17 protein-coding genes and 1 riboswitch are annotated in these 15,880 nt (G+C 42.0%); all 17 genes read left to right on the plus strand.

The window, feature by feature from the left end; all coding sequences use genetic code 11:
• Positions 1 to 15: 15 nt before the first annotated feature.
• The 17 genes from CSV72_RS09745 to CSV72_RS09820 all read left to right on the plus strand — a co-directional run bounded on the left by CSV72_RS09745 (position 16) and on the right by CSV72_RS09820 (position 15,592).
• The gene (locus CSV72_RS09745; protein WP_085427580.1) at positions 16 to 321 is read left to right on the plus strand and encodes a EutN/CcmL family microcompartment protein; all 306 of its coding nucleotides are present in this window, start codon (positions 16 to 18) and stop codon (positions 319 to 321) included.
• A complete protein-coding gene (locus tag CSV72_RS09750; RefSeq protein WP_099678178.1) occupies positions 296 to 637 on the plus strand; it encodes a BMC domain-containing protein in 342 nt (113 codons plus the stop codon). Before CSV72_RS09745 ends, CSV72_RS09750 begins: the two co-directional genes overlap by 26 nt.
• A gap of 55 nt (positions 638 to 692) precedes the next feature.
• A complete protein-coding gene (mdh, locus tag CSV72_RS09755; protein WP_099678179.1) occupies positions 693 to 1,643 on the plus strand; it encodes a malate dehydrogenase in 951 nt (316 codons plus the stop codon).
• Positions 1,644 to 2,020: 377 nt separating this feature from the next.
• Positions 2,021 to 2,191: a hypothetical protein gene (locus tag CSV72_RS16745; protein WP_158232187.1), complete on the plus strand. Its 171-nt coding sequence runs from the start codon at positions 2,021 to 2,023 to the stop codon at positions 2,189 to 2,191.
• A gap of 167 nt (positions 2,192 to 2,358) precedes the next feature.
• A riboswitch (cobalamin riboswitch) is annotated at positions 2,359 to 2,535 on the plus strand.
• Between the two features lie 173 nt (positions 2,536 to 2,708).
• A complete protein-coding gene (locus CSV72_RS09760) occupies positions 2,709 to 3,983 on the plus strand; it encodes a hypothetical protein (RefSeq protein WP_099678180.1) in 1,275 nt (424 codons plus the stop codon).
• 75 nt (positions 3,984 to 4,058) lie between these two features.
• The gene (locus CSV72_RS09765; protein WP_099678181.1) at positions 4,059 to 5,165 is read left to right on the plus strand and encodes a sugar diacid recognition domain-containing protein; all 1,107 of its coding nucleotides are present in this window, start codon (positions 4,059 to 4,061) and stop codon (positions 5,163 to 5,165) included.
• 147 nt (positions 5,166 to 5,312) lie between these two features.
• A complete protein-coding gene (locus tag CSV72_RS09770; protein ID WP_099678182.1) occupies positions 5,313 to 6,434 on the plus strand; it encodes a YibE/F family protein in 1,122 nt (373 codons plus the stop codon).
• A complete protein-coding gene (locus CSV72_RS09775; RefSeq protein WP_099678183.1) occupies positions 6,431 to 7,219 on the plus strand; it encodes a YibE/F family protein in 789 nt (262 codons plus the stop codon). Before CSV72_RS09770 ends, CSV72_RS09775 begins: the two co-directional genes overlap by 4 nt.
• A 249-nt stretch (positions 7,220 to 7,468) precedes the next feature.
• Positions 7,469 to 8,503 (plus strand): DctP family TRAP transporter solute-binding subunit, encoded by a 1,035-nt coding sequence (locus CSV72_RS09780; protein ID WP_099678184.1) that lies wholly within the window; start codon positions 7,469 to 7,471, stop codon positions 8,501 to 8,503.
• Positions 8,504 to 8,521: 18 nt separating this feature from the next.
• Positions 8,522 to 9,007 carry a TRAP transporter small permease gene (locus CSV72_RS09785; protein WP_099633620.1) on the plus strand — a complete coding sequence of 162 codons (486 nt, stop codon included), beginning with the start codon at positions 8,522 to 8,524 and terminating at the stop codon, positions 9,005 to 9,007.
• Entirely contained in the window at positions 9,004 to 10,326 is a 1,323-nt protein-coding gene (locus tag CSV72_RS09790; protein WP_099678185.1) for a TRAP transporter large permease, read from the plus strand. Before CSV72_RS09785 ends, CSV72_RS09790 begins: the two co-directional genes overlap by 4 nt.
• A 17-nt stretch (positions 10,327 to 10,343) precedes the next feature.
• Complete coding sequence (locus tag CSV72_RS09795) at positions 10,344 to 11,045, plus strand: SDR family NAD(P)-dependent oxidoreductase (RefSeq protein ID WP_199170084.1); 702 nt, start codon at positions 10,344 to 10,346, stop codon at positions 11,043 to 11,045.
• Positions 11,029 to 11,505 (plus strand): PPC domain-containing DNA-binding protein, encoded by a 477-nt coding sequence (locus tag CSV72_RS09800; RefSeq protein WP_099678187.1) that lies wholly within the window; start codon positions 11,029 to 11,031, stop codon positions 11,503 to 11,505. Before CSV72_RS09795 ends, CSV72_RS09800 begins: the two co-directional genes overlap by 17 nt.
• A 2-nt stretch (positions 11,506 to 11,507) precedes the next feature.
• Positions 11,508 to 12,989: a class I adenylate-forming enzyme family protein gene (locus CSV72_RS09805; protein ID WP_099678188.1), complete on the plus strand. Its 1,482-nt coding sequence runs from the start codon at positions 11,508 to 11,510 to the stop codon at positions 12,987 to 12,989.
• A complete protein-coding gene (locus CSV72_RS09810) occupies positions 12,986 to 14,119 on the plus strand; it encodes a thiolase C-terminal domain-containing protein (protein WP_099678189.1) in 1,134 nt (377 codons plus the stop codon). Before CSV72_RS09805 ends, CSV72_RS09810 begins: the two co-directional genes overlap by 4 nt.
• 4 nt (positions 14,120 to 14,123) lie before the next feature.
• Complete coding sequence (locus CSV72_RS09815; RefSeq protein WP_099678190.1) at positions 14,124 to 14,429, plus strand: Zn-ribbon domain-containing OB-fold protein; 306 nt, start codon at positions 14,124 to 14,126, stop codon at positions 14,427 to 14,429.
• Positions 14,430 to 14,632: 203 nt separating this feature from the next.
• Complete coding sequence (locus CSV72_RS09820; protein ID WP_099678191.1) at positions 14,633 to 15,592, plus strand: bile acid:sodium symporter family protein; 960 nt, start codon at positions 14,633 to 14,635, stop codon at positions 15,590 to 15,592.
• Positions 15,593 to 15,880: the final 288 nt, after the last annotated feature.

Genomic DNA, 15,880 nt, shown 5'->3' on the forward strand with positions numbered 1-15,880 from the left:
AAAAGGTGATTACGCATGCGAATGGGTAGAGTGATTGGTAATGTATGGGCAACCCGTAAAGAGGATGGATTATCAGGACTTAAGTTGTTAATCATCCAGCCGATTGACGCGCACGGCAATAGTATACAGTCGCATATGGTCGCGGCGGATCGTATTGGAGCAGGGGTTGGTGACGAGGTACTCATTACGAGTGGCGGTTCTTCACGTTTTATTTTACCGAAAGAAAACCCGATCCCAATCGACGCGGTCATTATTGGTATTATCGATTCAACAGAAGTAAAGAGAGGTGATATACATGAGTCAAGCGATCGGAATGATTGAGACAAAAGGATTGATCGGATCGATTGAAGCGGCGGATGCAATGGTGAAGGCATCTAATGTGGAGTTAGTATCACAGGAGATGGTGGATGGCGGAATCGTCACGGTCATTGTTCAAGGTGACGTCGGTGCGGTTCAGGCAGCTGTTGATGCAGGTCGCGACGCAGCAGCGCGTGTAGGTGAATTGCTAGGTGCGCATGTGATACCGCGTCCTGATGATTCAGTATACGGCATGGTGAAACCCCTAGCGCCGACTACTCCAGAAATTCCACAAATAAAGAAATCTACAGAAGCTAAGAAGGCACCGAAGAAAGACTGACGGATGCTTATTAGCATACTTTTCATAATGAAATCTATAGAAAGGAGTGATTTCCATGGCTTTCAAACGACATAAGATCGCAGTCATCGGAGCTGGTCACACAGGGGCAACTGCCGCATTGATGGCGGCTCAGAAGGAATTAGGCGACATCGTCTTAGTTGATATCCCTGACCTCTCCAATCCGACAAAAGGTAAAGCACTGGATCTTCTTCAGACAAGTCCTGTGCAACAGTTCAACTCCCGTATTACAGGTACTTCAAATTACGAGGATATTGAAGGTGCTGCAATGGTTATCATTACTGCAGGCATCGCGCGTAAACCAGGCATGAGTCGTGATGATTTAGTTGCGACCAATGCAAAGATTATGCGTTCTGTTTCTGAACAAGTGAAACGCTATGCTCCAGACAGTATCGTGCTAATTTTAAGTAACCCAGTAGATGCGATGACGTATGTTTGCTATAAGACAACTGGCTTTCCTAAAAATCGTGTAATCGGACAATCAGGTGTGCTCGATACTGCACGATTCAATACGTTCATCTCAGAAGAATTGAATATTTCTGTAGAAGATATTTCGGGCTTTGTTCTTGGTGGGCACGGTGATGATATGGTTCCACTTGTGCGTTATTCGTATGCTGGTGGCATTCCGTTGGATAAAATCATTTCGAATGAACGACTAGAAGCAATTGTGGAGCGTACTCGAAAAGGTGGCGGGGAGATCGTCTCTTTGCTAGGTAATGGTAGTGCGTATTATGCACCTGCTGCCGCTTTGGTGGAGATGGCTGAAGCAATTATCAAAGATAAAAAGCGAATTATGCCATCTATCGCTTACTTAGAAGGCGAATATGGATATCAAAATATCTACTTAGGTGTGCCTACTGTTCTTGGGGGCAATGGTATTGAGAGTGTAATTGAACTTCCGTTAACAGAAGACGAACAAAAAGCACTCGATCATTCAGCTGACTCTGTCAAAGCAGTCATCGAAATTTGTGAAAAACAAATGTCGTAATAACTACTGATCTCTCTAAGTCGTAAAGTGGACTTAGGGAGATGTTTTTGTATATAAAGAAGTTTTTTAGGCACATTTCAGTCGATGAATGATAAAGAAGTCATAGGTTAATTTTAAAAACTAACAAAAGTTAATAGGAAATCATCGCTTATTTATTTACATTTATTTATTTACGTGATACAATAAAAAGAATTAACTGAATAATAGAGTGTGCCTTTATATACTAGCTCGGAAATATATAAAGAATTTATTTTCTTTGGCTCTCCAAATGTAAGCGCTGTCAATCAGCCTTTTATAAATAGAAGCTTAGAAAATGTTCTTTAATTCCCCGACATGGCATATACTATGAAAAATACAAAGTCCAGGAGGTAATTATTATGAATAACAACACCTATCAAAGCAATTCATCATTACCAGAGCAAAACGAGACGTTCTATTTGATCACAGGCTACTCGGAGAATGGTTTCATCCACGGAATCACATGGGAAGAAGCATATGTTCAAGGATTGGCGGAGTGTGGCTGTTTATGCGAACAACAACTAATGTAAATAATGACGAAAGCTCGATACAGGGTGCCTAGCAAAAAAACGATTGTGGATGTACTCACAGTAGTTTTCTGCATAGGCACCCTGTTTAGTTATGTCTTCGTTCTTATTGAAAACAAACGCTACCACTCTCTATGTTATCCATGATAAAATGAAGTCAATCAAATAAATGAGTTTGCACGATGCGCTGGTACCTATCAAGGTATAAAAGGGAATCCGTAAACCGGAGCTGTCCCCGCAACTGTACACACGGACGACCGCTAGAATTAGCCACTATGGAGACATGGGAAGGCATTGGCGGAAGGATGAAGTGAAGCCAGGAGACCTGCCACGTATCGTCAAAGCGACACTTTCTTCGGGGGTTGAGGAGTGGAAGCAAAAAAGGTATCTGTATCTATGCATTTTTGTATGGAGTGTATTCAAGTTGCCTGAATTTGTTTCCTCATTCACAACTATTGCAATCATCTTGCCGAAGAGGCGGAATGATTGTTTTTTGTTGTTTACGAAAGGAGACTACGACATGAGAGTATTTGAACAGACAAAGGAACGAATACATGAACATGCGCTATTGCAGATATTGTATAAACAAGCAGAACAACGGCGTGGTAGACCTGTGTATTCAGGATTTCATCAAGTGGTACGGAAGCTGTTACAAGACGGATTATACGGTCAATGGATCTATAACTATTCGGCAAGTGAAATTAAATGGCTCGGCTTACAGATCGTAGCTGAACGCGATCGATTGATACCTTCTGCACAATTGCAGCAGTATATGAATGAATTTGTAACATCTGATTATTATAATCAGCGGATAGGACTGCCGCAGGAACGGCTCATGCTCATTGCAATGGCTGCGATGCAAAATGAAACTGTCCGGCGCTTGCAGAAAGTACAGGAAGCATATTGGATACTGAGCCATGGCTATGTGACTTTACCAGCAGAAATCATGTCGTTCTTTGGTAAGACGTTTTATCAGCGAAAGACGAGAGTACAGCAATATACTATGGATATTGCTGACGACAGAATTGAATCATTTTTATCAAGCAAGGTAAAAGAAAAGCATATACGTATACCTGATTATTTTATGGAACAAGTAAAAGCGTGCGGCTCTTGGCGTTTATTTGATGCTGAACAAGTAGAACGCAGTCTGGGATGTTCCCTTGGAGACTTTAACAGTGAAAGGTATTCTCAAACCATTGGCAGCTCCTCTATTACTCATAAAAAAGTCTCAGCCATTGGTTTGATGAAACGGCTGCTTGGAAGTGAAGGAATTGTAGTACATTTTCCCGATAAAGAACGACAGGAAAAAGCAGTATTATACTCGTATATTCAATTACCGTACGTAATGCAGGAAACGGAGTTGGAACGTACTTGTACCATACTTGTACGTTTACTAAACGGCATTGAAAGTATATGGGGGCATACTATAAAAATTGAAGTGGCAGGTTGGGAAACCGCTATAGCCGATCAGCAAATTGGTTTACATTCAGAGAAGGCCATTCTGTTTGTTGAAGAAGTAGCTGTAGAAATTAATCGGTACTTGGAGAATGCATCTAGTCAAAGTGGAATGCAAATACCTTTGCGCAAAGCGGCTTCGGTAATGCATCGTTCGATAAGTCAGGCGACAAAACAACAACAAATCGCGATGATTGACCGAATAACTGCAGAACAGCGCCATACCGATCAAGGCGGATCTGTCACGCTAGAGAAGTCTACAACCATTGAAACAGCAGAACTATTGCAGCTGCTCATAAAGGCATGGAGCAGTGGAGTTCCGGAAGTCCGACTTATCTGAATCTCCTTTATTGTAGTGGAAACTGAAGTGGCGTAAACTAAGTATTACTAGCAGTTTCCATCCGAGGTGAGACAGGTGTTTCAATTTGATACATTAGGACATGAAATGGTAACGGAATTATCGAATCTGATACAGCAGCAAGTGATCTTAACAGATAGAAGGGGCTTTATTCAAGCGAGCACAGAATCGGATCGAATCAATCAGTTCCATGAAGGTGCACTGTTAAGCATGCGCCAGAAAACGATGCTCCGTATGGGAGACGAGGAAGCGGAGCGTCTGCAAGGGGTCCGTAGGGGAATTGTCTTGCCAATCATTATTGAAGAAGAACCAATTGCCGTACTTGGCGTGACGGGTGATCCAGACGTGATTCATCCGCAGGCTCAGCTGATCTTACGCGTAGCGGAACTGTTCATTCAAGATTCGCTGAAACGAAAGCAGAAGGATGAAAAAGTACGTGATGTAGAGTTCTTCGTCTTTGACTGGCTGACAGGATCAAGGAAAGATGAACGGTTTATGGAACGAGGGACGCTGCTCGGAATCGACGTGACACTTTACAGTCAAGTGGTGGTTTTGGAAGTGCTAGATTTATTGGAACAGTTCTCCGTCGAGGAAATAGAGACGTTCGCATCGATTCAAAACATCCATCCTTCCATGAAGATGATCCGCTGGGCGCAAAATAAAATCTTACTATTATTACCTGAAATGAATCAAGAAACAGTGAAAAACGAGTTAGAGTTTCTATTGCTTCATATAAAACGGCGCAAGAAAGTACAAGTCGTCGCAGGTATAGGTGCATCAGCGCGCTATTTCGACTTAGCTAAATCATTCGCGCAGGCAGAACGTGCGGTCAATGCTGCGAAGGAATCTGGGGATATTGTCTTTGAGCATGAACTACGTCTTGAAATTATTTTGCAAAGTATTCCGGACACGGTTAAGCAGGAATTCCTTAAGCGCACAGTTGCGCCACTAAAAGATCATAAAGACTTGCTGAATAATTTGACGGTATGGTTCGAAGAGAATCAGTCAATGCAAAATACCGCGCAACGTCTGCATATCCATAAAAATACATTGTCGTACCGCCTGCAAAAGGTCGAGCAGTTAACCGGGTTATCTGTTTCTAGTACGCATGACGTTTATTTGCTATACTTGTCATTGCGTTTAATGGAAGAGCCCGTCGTTTAGCCAGGAATAAGTGATCAATTGCTTCGTTTCCTAGTGTGGAAACGGGGCTTTTCTCGTTGGATCTGGAGACAGTTTTTTCACAATTCTACGTCTAATTCGTGGTAGGATTAAACTGTGTCTTATCCTAAGAGTGTCAGGAGGATTGTTTTGAATAGAATCCGAAAAATCACAACATGGCAATGGATCCTGTTTTTGACCTTAGCACTTTGCTGTATTGGTTCCATTGCATTTGTAAATCAAAATCATTCATTTTATGATCGGCCGATCGCTCAGGTGATCGATACAATAATAGAGGAAGAAACCGACGTAACAGATATGCATGGTAATGAAGATACGCTATTTGTCCAGAAAATCGTAGCTAAGATCATGAACGGAGAAGAAAAAGGTCGAGAAGTCCAGTTGGTCAATGAGTATTCCTCTTCCGGAGCATACGATCAGCAGTACCGTATAGGAAATGAAGTATTTGTCTCCATTGATTCTAATGCCGGTGAACAATTAATGGGAAGTGTCACTGACGTAAAACGTGATAAGTACGTATTGATCGTTGCGTGGATCTTCGTCTTTACACTATTAATTGTCGGTCATAAGCAAGGGCTATTAGCTATAGTAGGCTTTGTAATTAACGTCATGGTACTATCATTCGCTTTAGATATTTATGTGAAATATTATGAGGTCAGTTTACTTGTAATTTGCGGGATCTGCATCCTGCTATTCACAACGATTTCGCTTTTGCTAGTTAGCGGCCGCACTGAAAAAACGTATGCCGCCATTGTAGCTACGCTAGTCGCAACAGTCGTATCTCTTTCCATCACGTCTCTTGTCATCTGGATTACTTCAGGGAATGGTTTGCGTTATGAGGAAATGCAGTTTTTGACACGTCCTTATCACACCATTTTCATGGCGGGGCTGTTTATTGGATCACTTGGGGCCATTATGGATGTGGCCATTACGATGTCGTCTTCGATGTTTGCATTATATGAAAGAGATCACACTATATCCGTTAAAGCGCTAAGAGCATCTGGCATAGACATTGGCAAAGACATTATGGGTACCATTACAAGCATTCTGTTTTTCGCATATATAAGTGGATCTATTCCCATGCTGATCCTCTATTTGAAAAACGCTTCTCCTGTAGGATTTGCACTTTCGATGAATCTGTCATTGGAATTAGCGCGTGCTTTAGCTGGTGGAATAGGAATCGTTTTGACGATCCCTATTGGACTCTATACAGCGATTTTCTTCATTGAACGAAAGAGGGCGAGAATATGAATGTACTTGTATGGCTCGCGGTTATTTTACTCGTATTGATGATCTGGGTTGGCGGAAAAAGTGGAGCAAGATCATTCATTTCGCTATTTTTCAATTTTGGCGTGGTCTTCTTCACGATGTTTTTTATGTTGGATCCAAACGCTAATCCTATTTTAATAACATTTATTGCTTGCATCGTTATAGGCTGCGTCAGTTTGTTTTATATTAATGAAGTGAACAGTAAAACGGTAATAGCATTTATCGCAACGATGATTACCATTAGTATATTATTGTTTTTCATTGTAGTAGTATCCCAAAAGCTTATGATTCAAGGATTTGGCGAAGAAGAAGAAGAGGCAATCGCAGGTATGTCTCTCTATATCGGTGTAGACTTCATAAAAATAGGCGCTTCTGTCATTATAATGAGTACCATTGGCGCGATCATGGACGTCGCTATATCAATCGCTACGACCATGCATGAAGTATTTAAGCATACACCTAGCTTAAGCAAGAAGGAATTGTTCAAGTCAGGCGTCAGCATTGGACGAGATATTTTAGGAACCGATACGAATACCTTATTCTTTGCTTTCTTTGGGGGATATTTGGCATTGCTCATTTGGTTCAAGGATTTGCACTATTCCATTGGGGATATCGTCAATTCAAAGATATTCAGTTCGGAAATGATTTTAATACTTTGCGCGGGCCTTGGCATAGCGTTAGTTATACCGATTGCTTCTTGGATCAATGCGTATTACTTAGTAAGAGCTAGAGAAAAGTTAAATAAAGTACAAAGGGAGGAGCAATGAATTGCTCCTCTTTTTCGCGTTTTAATTATTTTAGTATATTAGAAAGCGAGAATAAGAAGCTTTACTATAGAAACTAGACATTGACACAAAAAATAGAGGTGTTTTCCTATATATAATTGTTCTAAAGTCTATATTAATTAAACTGTCAGACTATTAGAATTATATACACTAACGAAATGTTTTGAATAGATACTCTTTTGTTGGTTAGTATCTAGATGACTTTTGAAAAAAACTGGGGGAGAACAACAAATGAAAATGAAGAAAAAGAGTGTGCTAAGCGCAATTGGTTTATCTGCCATGCTGATGTTGGCAGCTTGCTCGTCAGACAAAGAAGAAGCAACAGACGGTGCGGGTGAATCAGAAGGAAAATCATACGACCTGAAAATGTCTGTCACGGTGAATGATTCATCTACTTGGTATCAGGCCGCAGACAAGTTAGCACAGGACTTGAAAGAACAAACGGATGGCCGTATCAATATTGAAGTGTTCCCGAATGAACAACTATCAAATGGCGACCAAGGGAAAGGCGTAGAGCTCTTGACAAAAGGACAGACCGACTTGAGCCTTCACTCTACTATTATTTACTCAATTTTAGATGATCGCTTTGGTGTAGCGAGTGCGCCATTCCTATTTAAAGATAAAGACGGGGTAGACAAAGTATTTGATGGTGCAGGTGGAGAAGCACTCGCAGAAATCCTTAATGAAAAGAACGTAGAATTACTTGGATTTGGCGAGAATGGTTTCCGTCAGATCACAAACAGTAAAAAGGAAATTAAGTCACCCGCGGATATGAAAGGCCTAAAAATACGTATTCCTGGAATTACGATGTATACAGACTTGTACCGTGCACTAGGTGCGGATCCAACGACAATGGCGTTCTCTGAAGTCTTTACATCTCTTCAACAAGGTACGATTGATGGTCAAGAAAACCCAATCGATGTTATTCACTCATCTAAGTTGAATGAAGTACAAGACTACTTAACGACTTGGAACTATTCATATGATCCACTCGTATTGGGTATCAACAAGAAATTGTTTGATTCGATGAGTAAGGAAGATCAGGAGCTTGTGAAGAAGCTAGGTAAAGAAGCAGCTGAGTATCAAGTAGAAATGGCGCGTGAAAAAGAAGAAAAACAAATTGCCGAATTGAAAGATGCGGGCATGCAGTTCTACGCACCAACAGACGAAGAATTAGCAGAGTTCACAGAAGCGGTACAACCGGTTTATGAAAAGTATGAAGATATCTGGGGCAAGGAACTATTAGACAAGTTCCAAGACCAATAAGGACTGGAGGGTGGATGTATGGGAAAGATATTCAATAGAGTAGAAGAATGGATTGTCGTAATTGTACTGTCCATCATGTCCACCATTGCATTCGTTAACGTGCTATCCAGAGGATTTGCCAATTATTCATTTTCTTTCACAGAAGAAATTACAGTCAATTTATTTGTGATGTTAACATTTGTCGGAACAGCCATTGGTGTGCGTAAGTACGCACACCTTGGCTTTACTCTGATTTATGACAAAGGCAATCTGTTGCTGAAGAATATAATTACGATTTTGGTTGGATTGATGATGATGCTATTATTTTTTATTCTTTTATATTTTGGTTTGAAGATGGTGCAGTATCAGATGGATATGGGACAGAAAACACCTTCGCTTGGTTGGCCGCAATGGTGGTTCTCGATGTCGATGCCAATTGGTGCACTGTTTTGTTTAATTCGCTCCATCCAAGTAACAATTGTTGAATTCCGACAGCAAAATGGGAAGGGAGAGCAGCCAATATGACAGCAATCATTTTATTCGGCGTATTTTTTATTTTAGTCATGCTTCGAATGCCAATTGCTGTGGCCTTAGCTGTCTCTTCCATTGTGGTGCTATTTACAGGCAGTGGATTGTTCGGTTTGGAATTGGTTGCAGATATCATGTATACGAGCGTAGCGAAATTTACGTTGCTTGCGATTCCGTTTTTCATATTAGCGGGAGTCATAATGGAGCACGCGGGAATTTCAAAAAGATTAATTGATTTTGCCCAGGCATTAGTCGGTCACCGCAAAAGCGGAATTATTTTTGTAACCGTTATGACAGCAATTTTCTTCGCAGCCATTTCAGGGTCAGGCCCTGCAACAGTTGCTGCGATTGGCGGTATTTTAATTCCGGGTATGGTGAAGAACGGTTACAGGACGGAAACTGCGGCAGGTTTGGTAGCAAGTTCTGGAGCAATCGGTATCATCATTCCACCTAGTATTGCGTTTATCGTCTTTGCTGTAGTGGCGGGCGATCAGATTCCGGTATCGATCGGAAGAATGTTCATGGCAGGGGTCATTCCTGGATTGCTATTGGGCGTTGGATTTATTGTAGCCGCCATGTTTGTTAGGTATCGACAAGAAAAACGTGAGGGCCCGATATCACAGCAGTACATAATGGAACCAGCAACAAGTTTGGAACGTTTTAAAGCCTTCGGAAATGCAATATGGGGATTATTGATTCCTGTTATTATTTTAGGTGGTATTTATGGTGGATTCTTTACACCAACAGAGGCTGCGGTAGTGGCGGTATTTTATAGTCTGTTCATCGGATTTTTCATATATCGTGAACTGACATTGAAAAAGCTATATGACATTTTGGTTGCCGCAGGTATTCAGACGGCAGTCGTCATGTTTATTGTCAGTGCGGCGAGTGTATACGCATATATCATCACGACAGATCAAATTGCTACGCAGATTTCAGACGTAATGTTAAGTATTTCAGGTAATAGAATTATAATCTTATTGCTCATTAATATCATTTTACTAATTGCCGGGATGTTTATCGATGCAATTTCTGCCTACTATATTTTTATTCCGATCTTATTGCCAATTGTGCTATTGTTTGATGTTGATCCAACAGTATTTGGTGTTTTCATGACAGTCAACTTAGCGATTGGACTTTTCACTCCGCCAGTCGGACTCAATTTATTCGTAGCCGCGGGCATATCGAATACTTCAATAGGGCAAATATCGAAAGGGGTTTTGCCTTTCGTTGTCTCCTCCGTCATTATCTTGTTACTCATTACGTATATTCCACAGATCTCTACATTTTTACCAGATTTACTAAACATCAAGTAGATTGAGGAGGGTTGCTTATGAAACTGAAAGGACAGACGGCTATCGTCACAGGGGCTGCCAATGGTATTGGTGCCCAGACGGCCCTCCTTCTTTCACAACAAGGAGCCAATGTCGTCCTGGTGGATTCAACGAGCTGTGCGGGGACGTTGCAAGCCATTCAATCATTCAGGGAAAAAGCGAATTATTTAGAATGCTTGGGCGAAGTTCGTGATAAAGAATTTGTGAACGCGGCAATCGCCAGAGCATCGGATACCTTTGGAGAATTACATATATTAGTAAACAATATGTGTATATGTAGTATTCATAATGAAAATCAGTCATCTGTTGATCAATGGGAACTCGAAGCGGATTTGAATGCGCAAGCAACTTCTCTTTTTATTCAAGGAGTATCACCGTATATGGTGGAACAGAAGTATGGTCGTATCATCAACGTCAGTTCGATTTCAAGTTGTGGCAAAGAACGAACATTTACAGCTTCTAAGGATTTAATTACTAAATTAACAAAGCACACCGCAAAAGAGCTTCGTGGATATGGAATCACATGTAATTCGGTTGCACCTATAGTTATGACAAATTTGGATGAGGAGACAATCCTTCAAACAGGCGCGGCGACTAGTATCGCAGAAGCCGTTCTGTACTTTGCCTCATCTGAGTCTAGCTATACGACAGGACAAATACTGAAAGTGGATGGAGGGTTTTGTATTGAATCACCTAATTGAAGCGGTGTATGACGAGTCAACGAATCGAATCATCGGTCGTTTGACGAAAGATACCGATCTATTTGAAGGGATTCTCGCGGTGTGTAAGCAACATCATGTTGAAGCAGCTCAATTTCAATGTATAGGATCTCTTGCGTATGCGACCATTGTACAACCCCAGCAAAATCCAGATAAAAGTTTACAGTATTCCGAACGGCTTATTACAGACACTCCCGTCGAACTGCTTTCAGGTTCAGGATTTGTTGGCTACGATGAACAAGGACAGTTGGATATCCACTTCCACGGTCTATATGTAGACTGCAATAAACAGATGAATGGCGGTCATTTTCTTAGGGGAGAAAATCCTGTGGCGATTACAGTAGAATTCATTATATTCCCGGTATCTACTACACATGTTCATAGAAAACCAGATGAGTATTCAGGTATTCCCTTATTTCATTTTACGAAAAGGAGTGAGTGACATTGGAGACAATCGGTCAACTGGCAATGAAATCAGCCGCAGCTTATCCGGGTAAAATTGCAGTGAAAGATGAAAGGCGCTCCCTTACGTTTCATGAACTGATGCAACGAGCACTTGCGCTGACGGCATACTTTGTGAAAGTCGGACTTCGAAAAGGGGACCGGTTCGCTGTTCTATCATCTAATCGCTTGGAACATATTGAGCTTGACGTGGCGGCAGCGATTTCGGGTGTCATCAAAGTGCCGTTAAACTATCGGCTTCATCCGAAAGAGCATGAATATATGCTGAACGATGCAGATGTTCAGTTGATCATTGGTGAATCAGAGTTAATAAATCCAATCGATACAGTCATCCAAGCACTGACAATCGGTGAGCAGTATGAACAAGCAATTGAACAAAACAGAGGTGCTACATGTACAACGGAGATTATGGAAGAGGATATATTTGCGATTATGTACACATCCGGTACGACAGGAAATCCAAAAGGTGTGATGCTGAGTCATCGCAACATTATTTCGGGAGCTTTGTCACTAGCGCTTGCTTGTGAGACCAATTATGACGATGTGATAGGACATGTCGCACCATTGACTCACGGTAGTAACTTTCTGTCGCATGTAGCGTGGCTGTATGGATTAACGCAAGTTGTGTTCAATAAGTTTGAGCCTGAAGAATTCGTGCATAATTTAACGAAAGAAAAAATTACTGTTATTTTTCTTGTACCGACGATGGTTAATTTAATGATCCAGCATCCGAAATTTGATCCGAAGAATTTATCTACGATCAAGACGATTAATATGGCAGGTTCCTCAATTGCCGCAAGTAAGCTCGCAAAAGCACTCGCTCTGACAGGCCCGATATTTGCACAGACATTCGGTCAAGTGGAGGCACCGATGTGCATTACGATGATGCCAAAACGCGAACTTGGTGATCATCTGGAGTCCTGTGGGCGTGTCGGACCTTTTGTCGATGTGAAGATTGTCGATGCGCAAGGAGCTGAAATGCCGGCAGGTGAAGTCGGAGAGATCGTTTGTAAAGGCTCTCTTGTCATGAAAGGTTATTGGAATAACGAGCAGGCGACAAATGAAACGTTACGTGACGGTTGGTTGCAAACTGGCGATCTCGGTTGGAAAAGTGAGGCGGGCTATGTGCATATCGTGGACCGCAAAAAAGACGTCATCATTTCAGGAGGCGTCAATATTTATCCGAGGGAAGTGGAAGAAGTCCTCAATAAGCATGACGGGGTAAAAGAGACATGCGTTATCGGTGTACCTGACGACAAGTGGGGCGAAAGTGTCATTGCGTATGTGGTGCCGAATGGTACTAAGCCTGTAATGAAAGAAGAATTACTTCAATTATGTCTAGACCATATGGCGAGCTTCAAAAAACCGAAAGAGATGTATATTGTGGATGAACTACCGAAAAGCTCGTACGGTAAAATCTTGAAACGGGAATTACGCAATCAACATGTGGAGGTGCAATCTTGACGAATGTCTATATTGAAGGAATTGGCATGACAAAGTTCGGGAAATTTGTCGACAAGTCTATGAAGCAGTTATTAGTTGAAGCGTCGATAGAAGCACTTGAAGATGCAGGAAATCCGAAAGTTGATGCGGTGTTTGTCGGAAACTTTATGGGAGGCTCGATCGGTAATCAAGAAATCCTCGGCGCCTTAGTTGCCAATGAACTCGGACTTGGCTATATCCCGACGGCCAAAGTAGAAGGCGCTTGTGCATCAGGAGGGATTGCGCTTCGTCAAGGGATCATGGGGATTCTAAGTGGCGAATACGATACAGTCTTAATAGCAGGTGTGGAGAAGATGAAACATGCTTCGACTGCTGACGTTACACAGGCAATCAATGCCGCGATGGACAACGATTCCAATGAAAAGCAAGCAGGTCTCACATTCCCTGGATTCTTTGGCGTCCTCGCGAACCGTTACTTTTATGAAACGGATGCTACGAAAGAGCATTTGGCGATGATTGCATTGAAGAATCGTGAAAATGCTTTACATAATCCTTTGGCGCAATTCCAGAAACCAACGACGATGGAAGAGATTATGGAAGCACGTATTATTACTTCACCACTTGGCTTATTTGATTGTTCTCCAACAACGGATGGGGCGGCAGCATTGGTCATTACGCGTAAAAAAGGTGCGATCCATATCCGTTCATCTGCACAAAGTTCAGGACCTACACAAATGCAAGACGCGGACGATTTACTTTCATTGCCCGCAGTTCGAGAGTCAGGTCGCTTGGCATATGAAAAAGCAGGCGTCGGCCCGGAAGATATCGACGTCGTGGAAATTCATGACTGTTTCTCGATGACGGAAATGCTTGCGATTGAGGAGTTAGGTTTTTTCAATAAACGAGAAGGTTGGCTAGCGGTGGAACAAGGTCGAACGAAGGCGACTGGCGATAAACCAGTCAATACGAGTGGGGGATTATTGTCACGCGGTCACCCAATCGGTGCAACTGGTGTCGCACAAATGTATCAGCTCGTCCAACAACTTCGCGGGACTGCACCAAATCAAGTAGAAAACGCCCGCCTCGCTTTGGCACAAAACTTGGGTGGAACAGGTTCGTACTCCACTGTTCATATTCTGGAAAGGTTGTGAAGAGATGAAAGTCTATCAATGCGATCAGTGTGAATATGCCAGTGTCTCGAATAAATACCGTTGTCCGAGTTGCGGAACAGGCAAGCTACAAGAGCAAGACGTGTCTTCGAAAGGTACGGTCTATAGTTACACGGATATTCATATTGTACCTGCTGAATTTGCTCATCTTGCTCCTTATACAGTGGCGCTTATTCAGTTAGATGAATCCAAAGCTAAGGTTACGGTAAGAACAGATGGAAATGTTGAGATTGGCGACGTGGTGGAATTGGATTATGTAGAGGATGGGGCGTATATCTATCGGAAATGCTGAGTGGGAAGCGAGGTTTTTATGGTGAGCGCTCAAAGATTCGTGAAAAACGCTCATAGTTGCGGCTCGAGTGCTCTATCGAATACTTTAACCGCTCATACACGGCCTTTGACTGATCATAGTGCTTCGATAAGCGCTCATAGCGACGGTCTATCCGCTCATAGCAAAAACACACAGACGGACTTCCTCGCAAGGAGGAGAAATAAATGAAAACTATACAAACCATATCAAAAATCATTTCGAAGTATTTACCACTTTGGATCGTACTCTTATCCATCATCGCCTATATCATTCCGGATGCGTTCATTTCAATCCGGCAATTGACGGGCTTTGGATTAGGGACGATCTTCTTTCTGATGGGCTTATCGCTTTCATCGGAGAAGCTGCTCGAGGTCATCAAAAACCCGAAATACGCTTTACTGGGTGTCTTGTTGAAATGGACGATCATGGTTGCAGTGTCAATAGCAATTGCCTATTTATTTTTCGGCAATCAAGCAGAGATCGCGACCGGTATTATATTGGCGGGAACCGTACCAAGCGGAACGTCTGCAAATATTTATACATTCATTGCAGGGGGAGAAGTGGCACTCAGTATTACGATGGCGACGCTAGATACATTTATTTCCCCTGTGTTGACTCCGGTTTTATTGCAGACATTTGCAGGACGTTTTATCCCTATTGAATTCTGGCCTTTATTTCTTAACATTATTTATATCGTGTTCTTCCCTTTGCTTGGCGGTTTACTGATTCAGTGGAAGTTTCAGAGACAAGTGGAGAAGTTCAAACCATATACCGGAGTCTTGTCCCAAATTGCTCTATTTCTAGTCATCCTATCGGTCATATCCAATGCCCAGCAAGCCTTGTCTGAGAACTTATCCGTGCTACCGCTTGTATTCATAGCAGTCACATTACAAGTCAGCATCCCAATGGGCGCTGGCTACTTCATCTCCAGATGGCTAGGCGTACCCGAGCGCAACACCCGCGCAATTTTATTCCATACCGGTATTTGCAACACCGCCCTCGCGGCAACACTTGCGATGGAACACTTCGGATCACTAGCGGCCGTACCAGCCGTTGCCAATATGGTAATGAACTTAACGATAGGCGCCTTACTCGCAAGTCTATTCGAAAACAAATTCCGACTTGCTGCGGATGGTAACAGCTAATGAAATATAGGATTCAAGATATATTTTCTGTAAAGCGATAAAACTTTTATCGCTTTTTATATTGGTAAATTTCTTACAAAAGATATGATTTTAAAAATGGTAATGATATACTATTGGTATAAATGTGGCTAATTGAAGTGAAGTCAGTGTTCAACAAACGGGCCAGCGCGACAAGTTCTGTGATAAATGCCTTCGGCATGAAAATACAGGAAATTTATTATGTAAATTTCAACTTTACAACGAAGAATAGGAATGACGAAACCATGTTTTCTGAAACTATTCCATCAA

This window comes from Sporosarcina sp. P20a, from assembly GCF_002743175.1.
In the GTDB taxonomy this organism is placed as follows: domain Bacteria; phylum Bacillota; class Bacilli; order Bacillales_A; family Planococcaceae; genus Sporosarcina.

What these genes read in the sequence shown, in the direction of transcription:
- CSV72_RS09745 (WP_085427580.1), top strand. Translation starts at nt 16, where the DNA reads ATGCGAATGGGTAGAGTGATTGGTAATGTATGGGCAACCCGTAAAGAG.
- CSV72_RS09750 (WP_099678178.1), top strand. Translation starts at nt 296, where the DNA reads ATGAGTCAAGCGATCGGAATGATTGAGACAAAAGGATTGATCGGATCG.
- mdh (WP_099678179.1), top strand. Translation starts at nt 693, where the DNA reads ATGGCTTTCAAACGACATAAGATCGCAGTCATCGGAGCTGGTCACACA.
- CSV72_RS16745 (WP_158232187.1), top strand. Translation starts at nt 2,021, where the DNA reads ATGAATAACAACACCTATCAAAGCAATTCATCATTACCAGAGCAAAAC.
- CSV72_RS09760 (WP_099678180.1), top strand. Translation starts at nt 2,709, where the DNA reads ATGAGAGTATTTGAACAGACAAAGGAACGAATACATGAACATGCGCTA.
- CSV72_RS09775 (WP_099678183.1), top strand. Translation starts at nt 6,431, where the DNA reads ATGAATGTACTTGTATGGCTCGCGGTTATTTTACTCGTATTGATGATC.
- CSV72_RS09780 (WP_099678184.1), top strand. Translation starts at nt 7,469, where the DNA reads ATGAAAATGAAGAAAAAGAGTGTGCTAAGCGCAATTGGTTTATCTGCC.
- CSV72_RS09785 (WP_099633620.1), top strand. Translation starts at nt 8,522, where the DNA reads ATGGGAAAGATATTCAATAGAGTAGAAGAATGGATTGTCGTAATTGTA.
- CSV72_RS09790 (WP_099678185.1), top strand. Translation starts at nt 9,004, where the DNA reads ATGACAGCAATCATTTTATTCGGCGTATTTTTTATTTTAGTCATGCTT.
- CSV72_RS09795 (WP_199170084.1), top strand. Translation starts at nt 10,344, where the DNA reads ATGAAACTGAAAGGACAGACGGCTATCGTCACAGGGGCTGCCAATGGT.
- CSV72_RS09815 (WP_099678190.1), top strand. Translation starts at nt 14,124, where the DNA reads ATGAAAGTCTATCAATGCGATCAGTGTGAATATGCCAGTGTCTCGAAT.
- CSV72_RS09820 (WP_099678191.1), top strand. Translation starts at nt 14,633, where the DNA reads ATGAAAACTATACAAACCATATCAAAAATCATTTCGAAGTATTTACCA.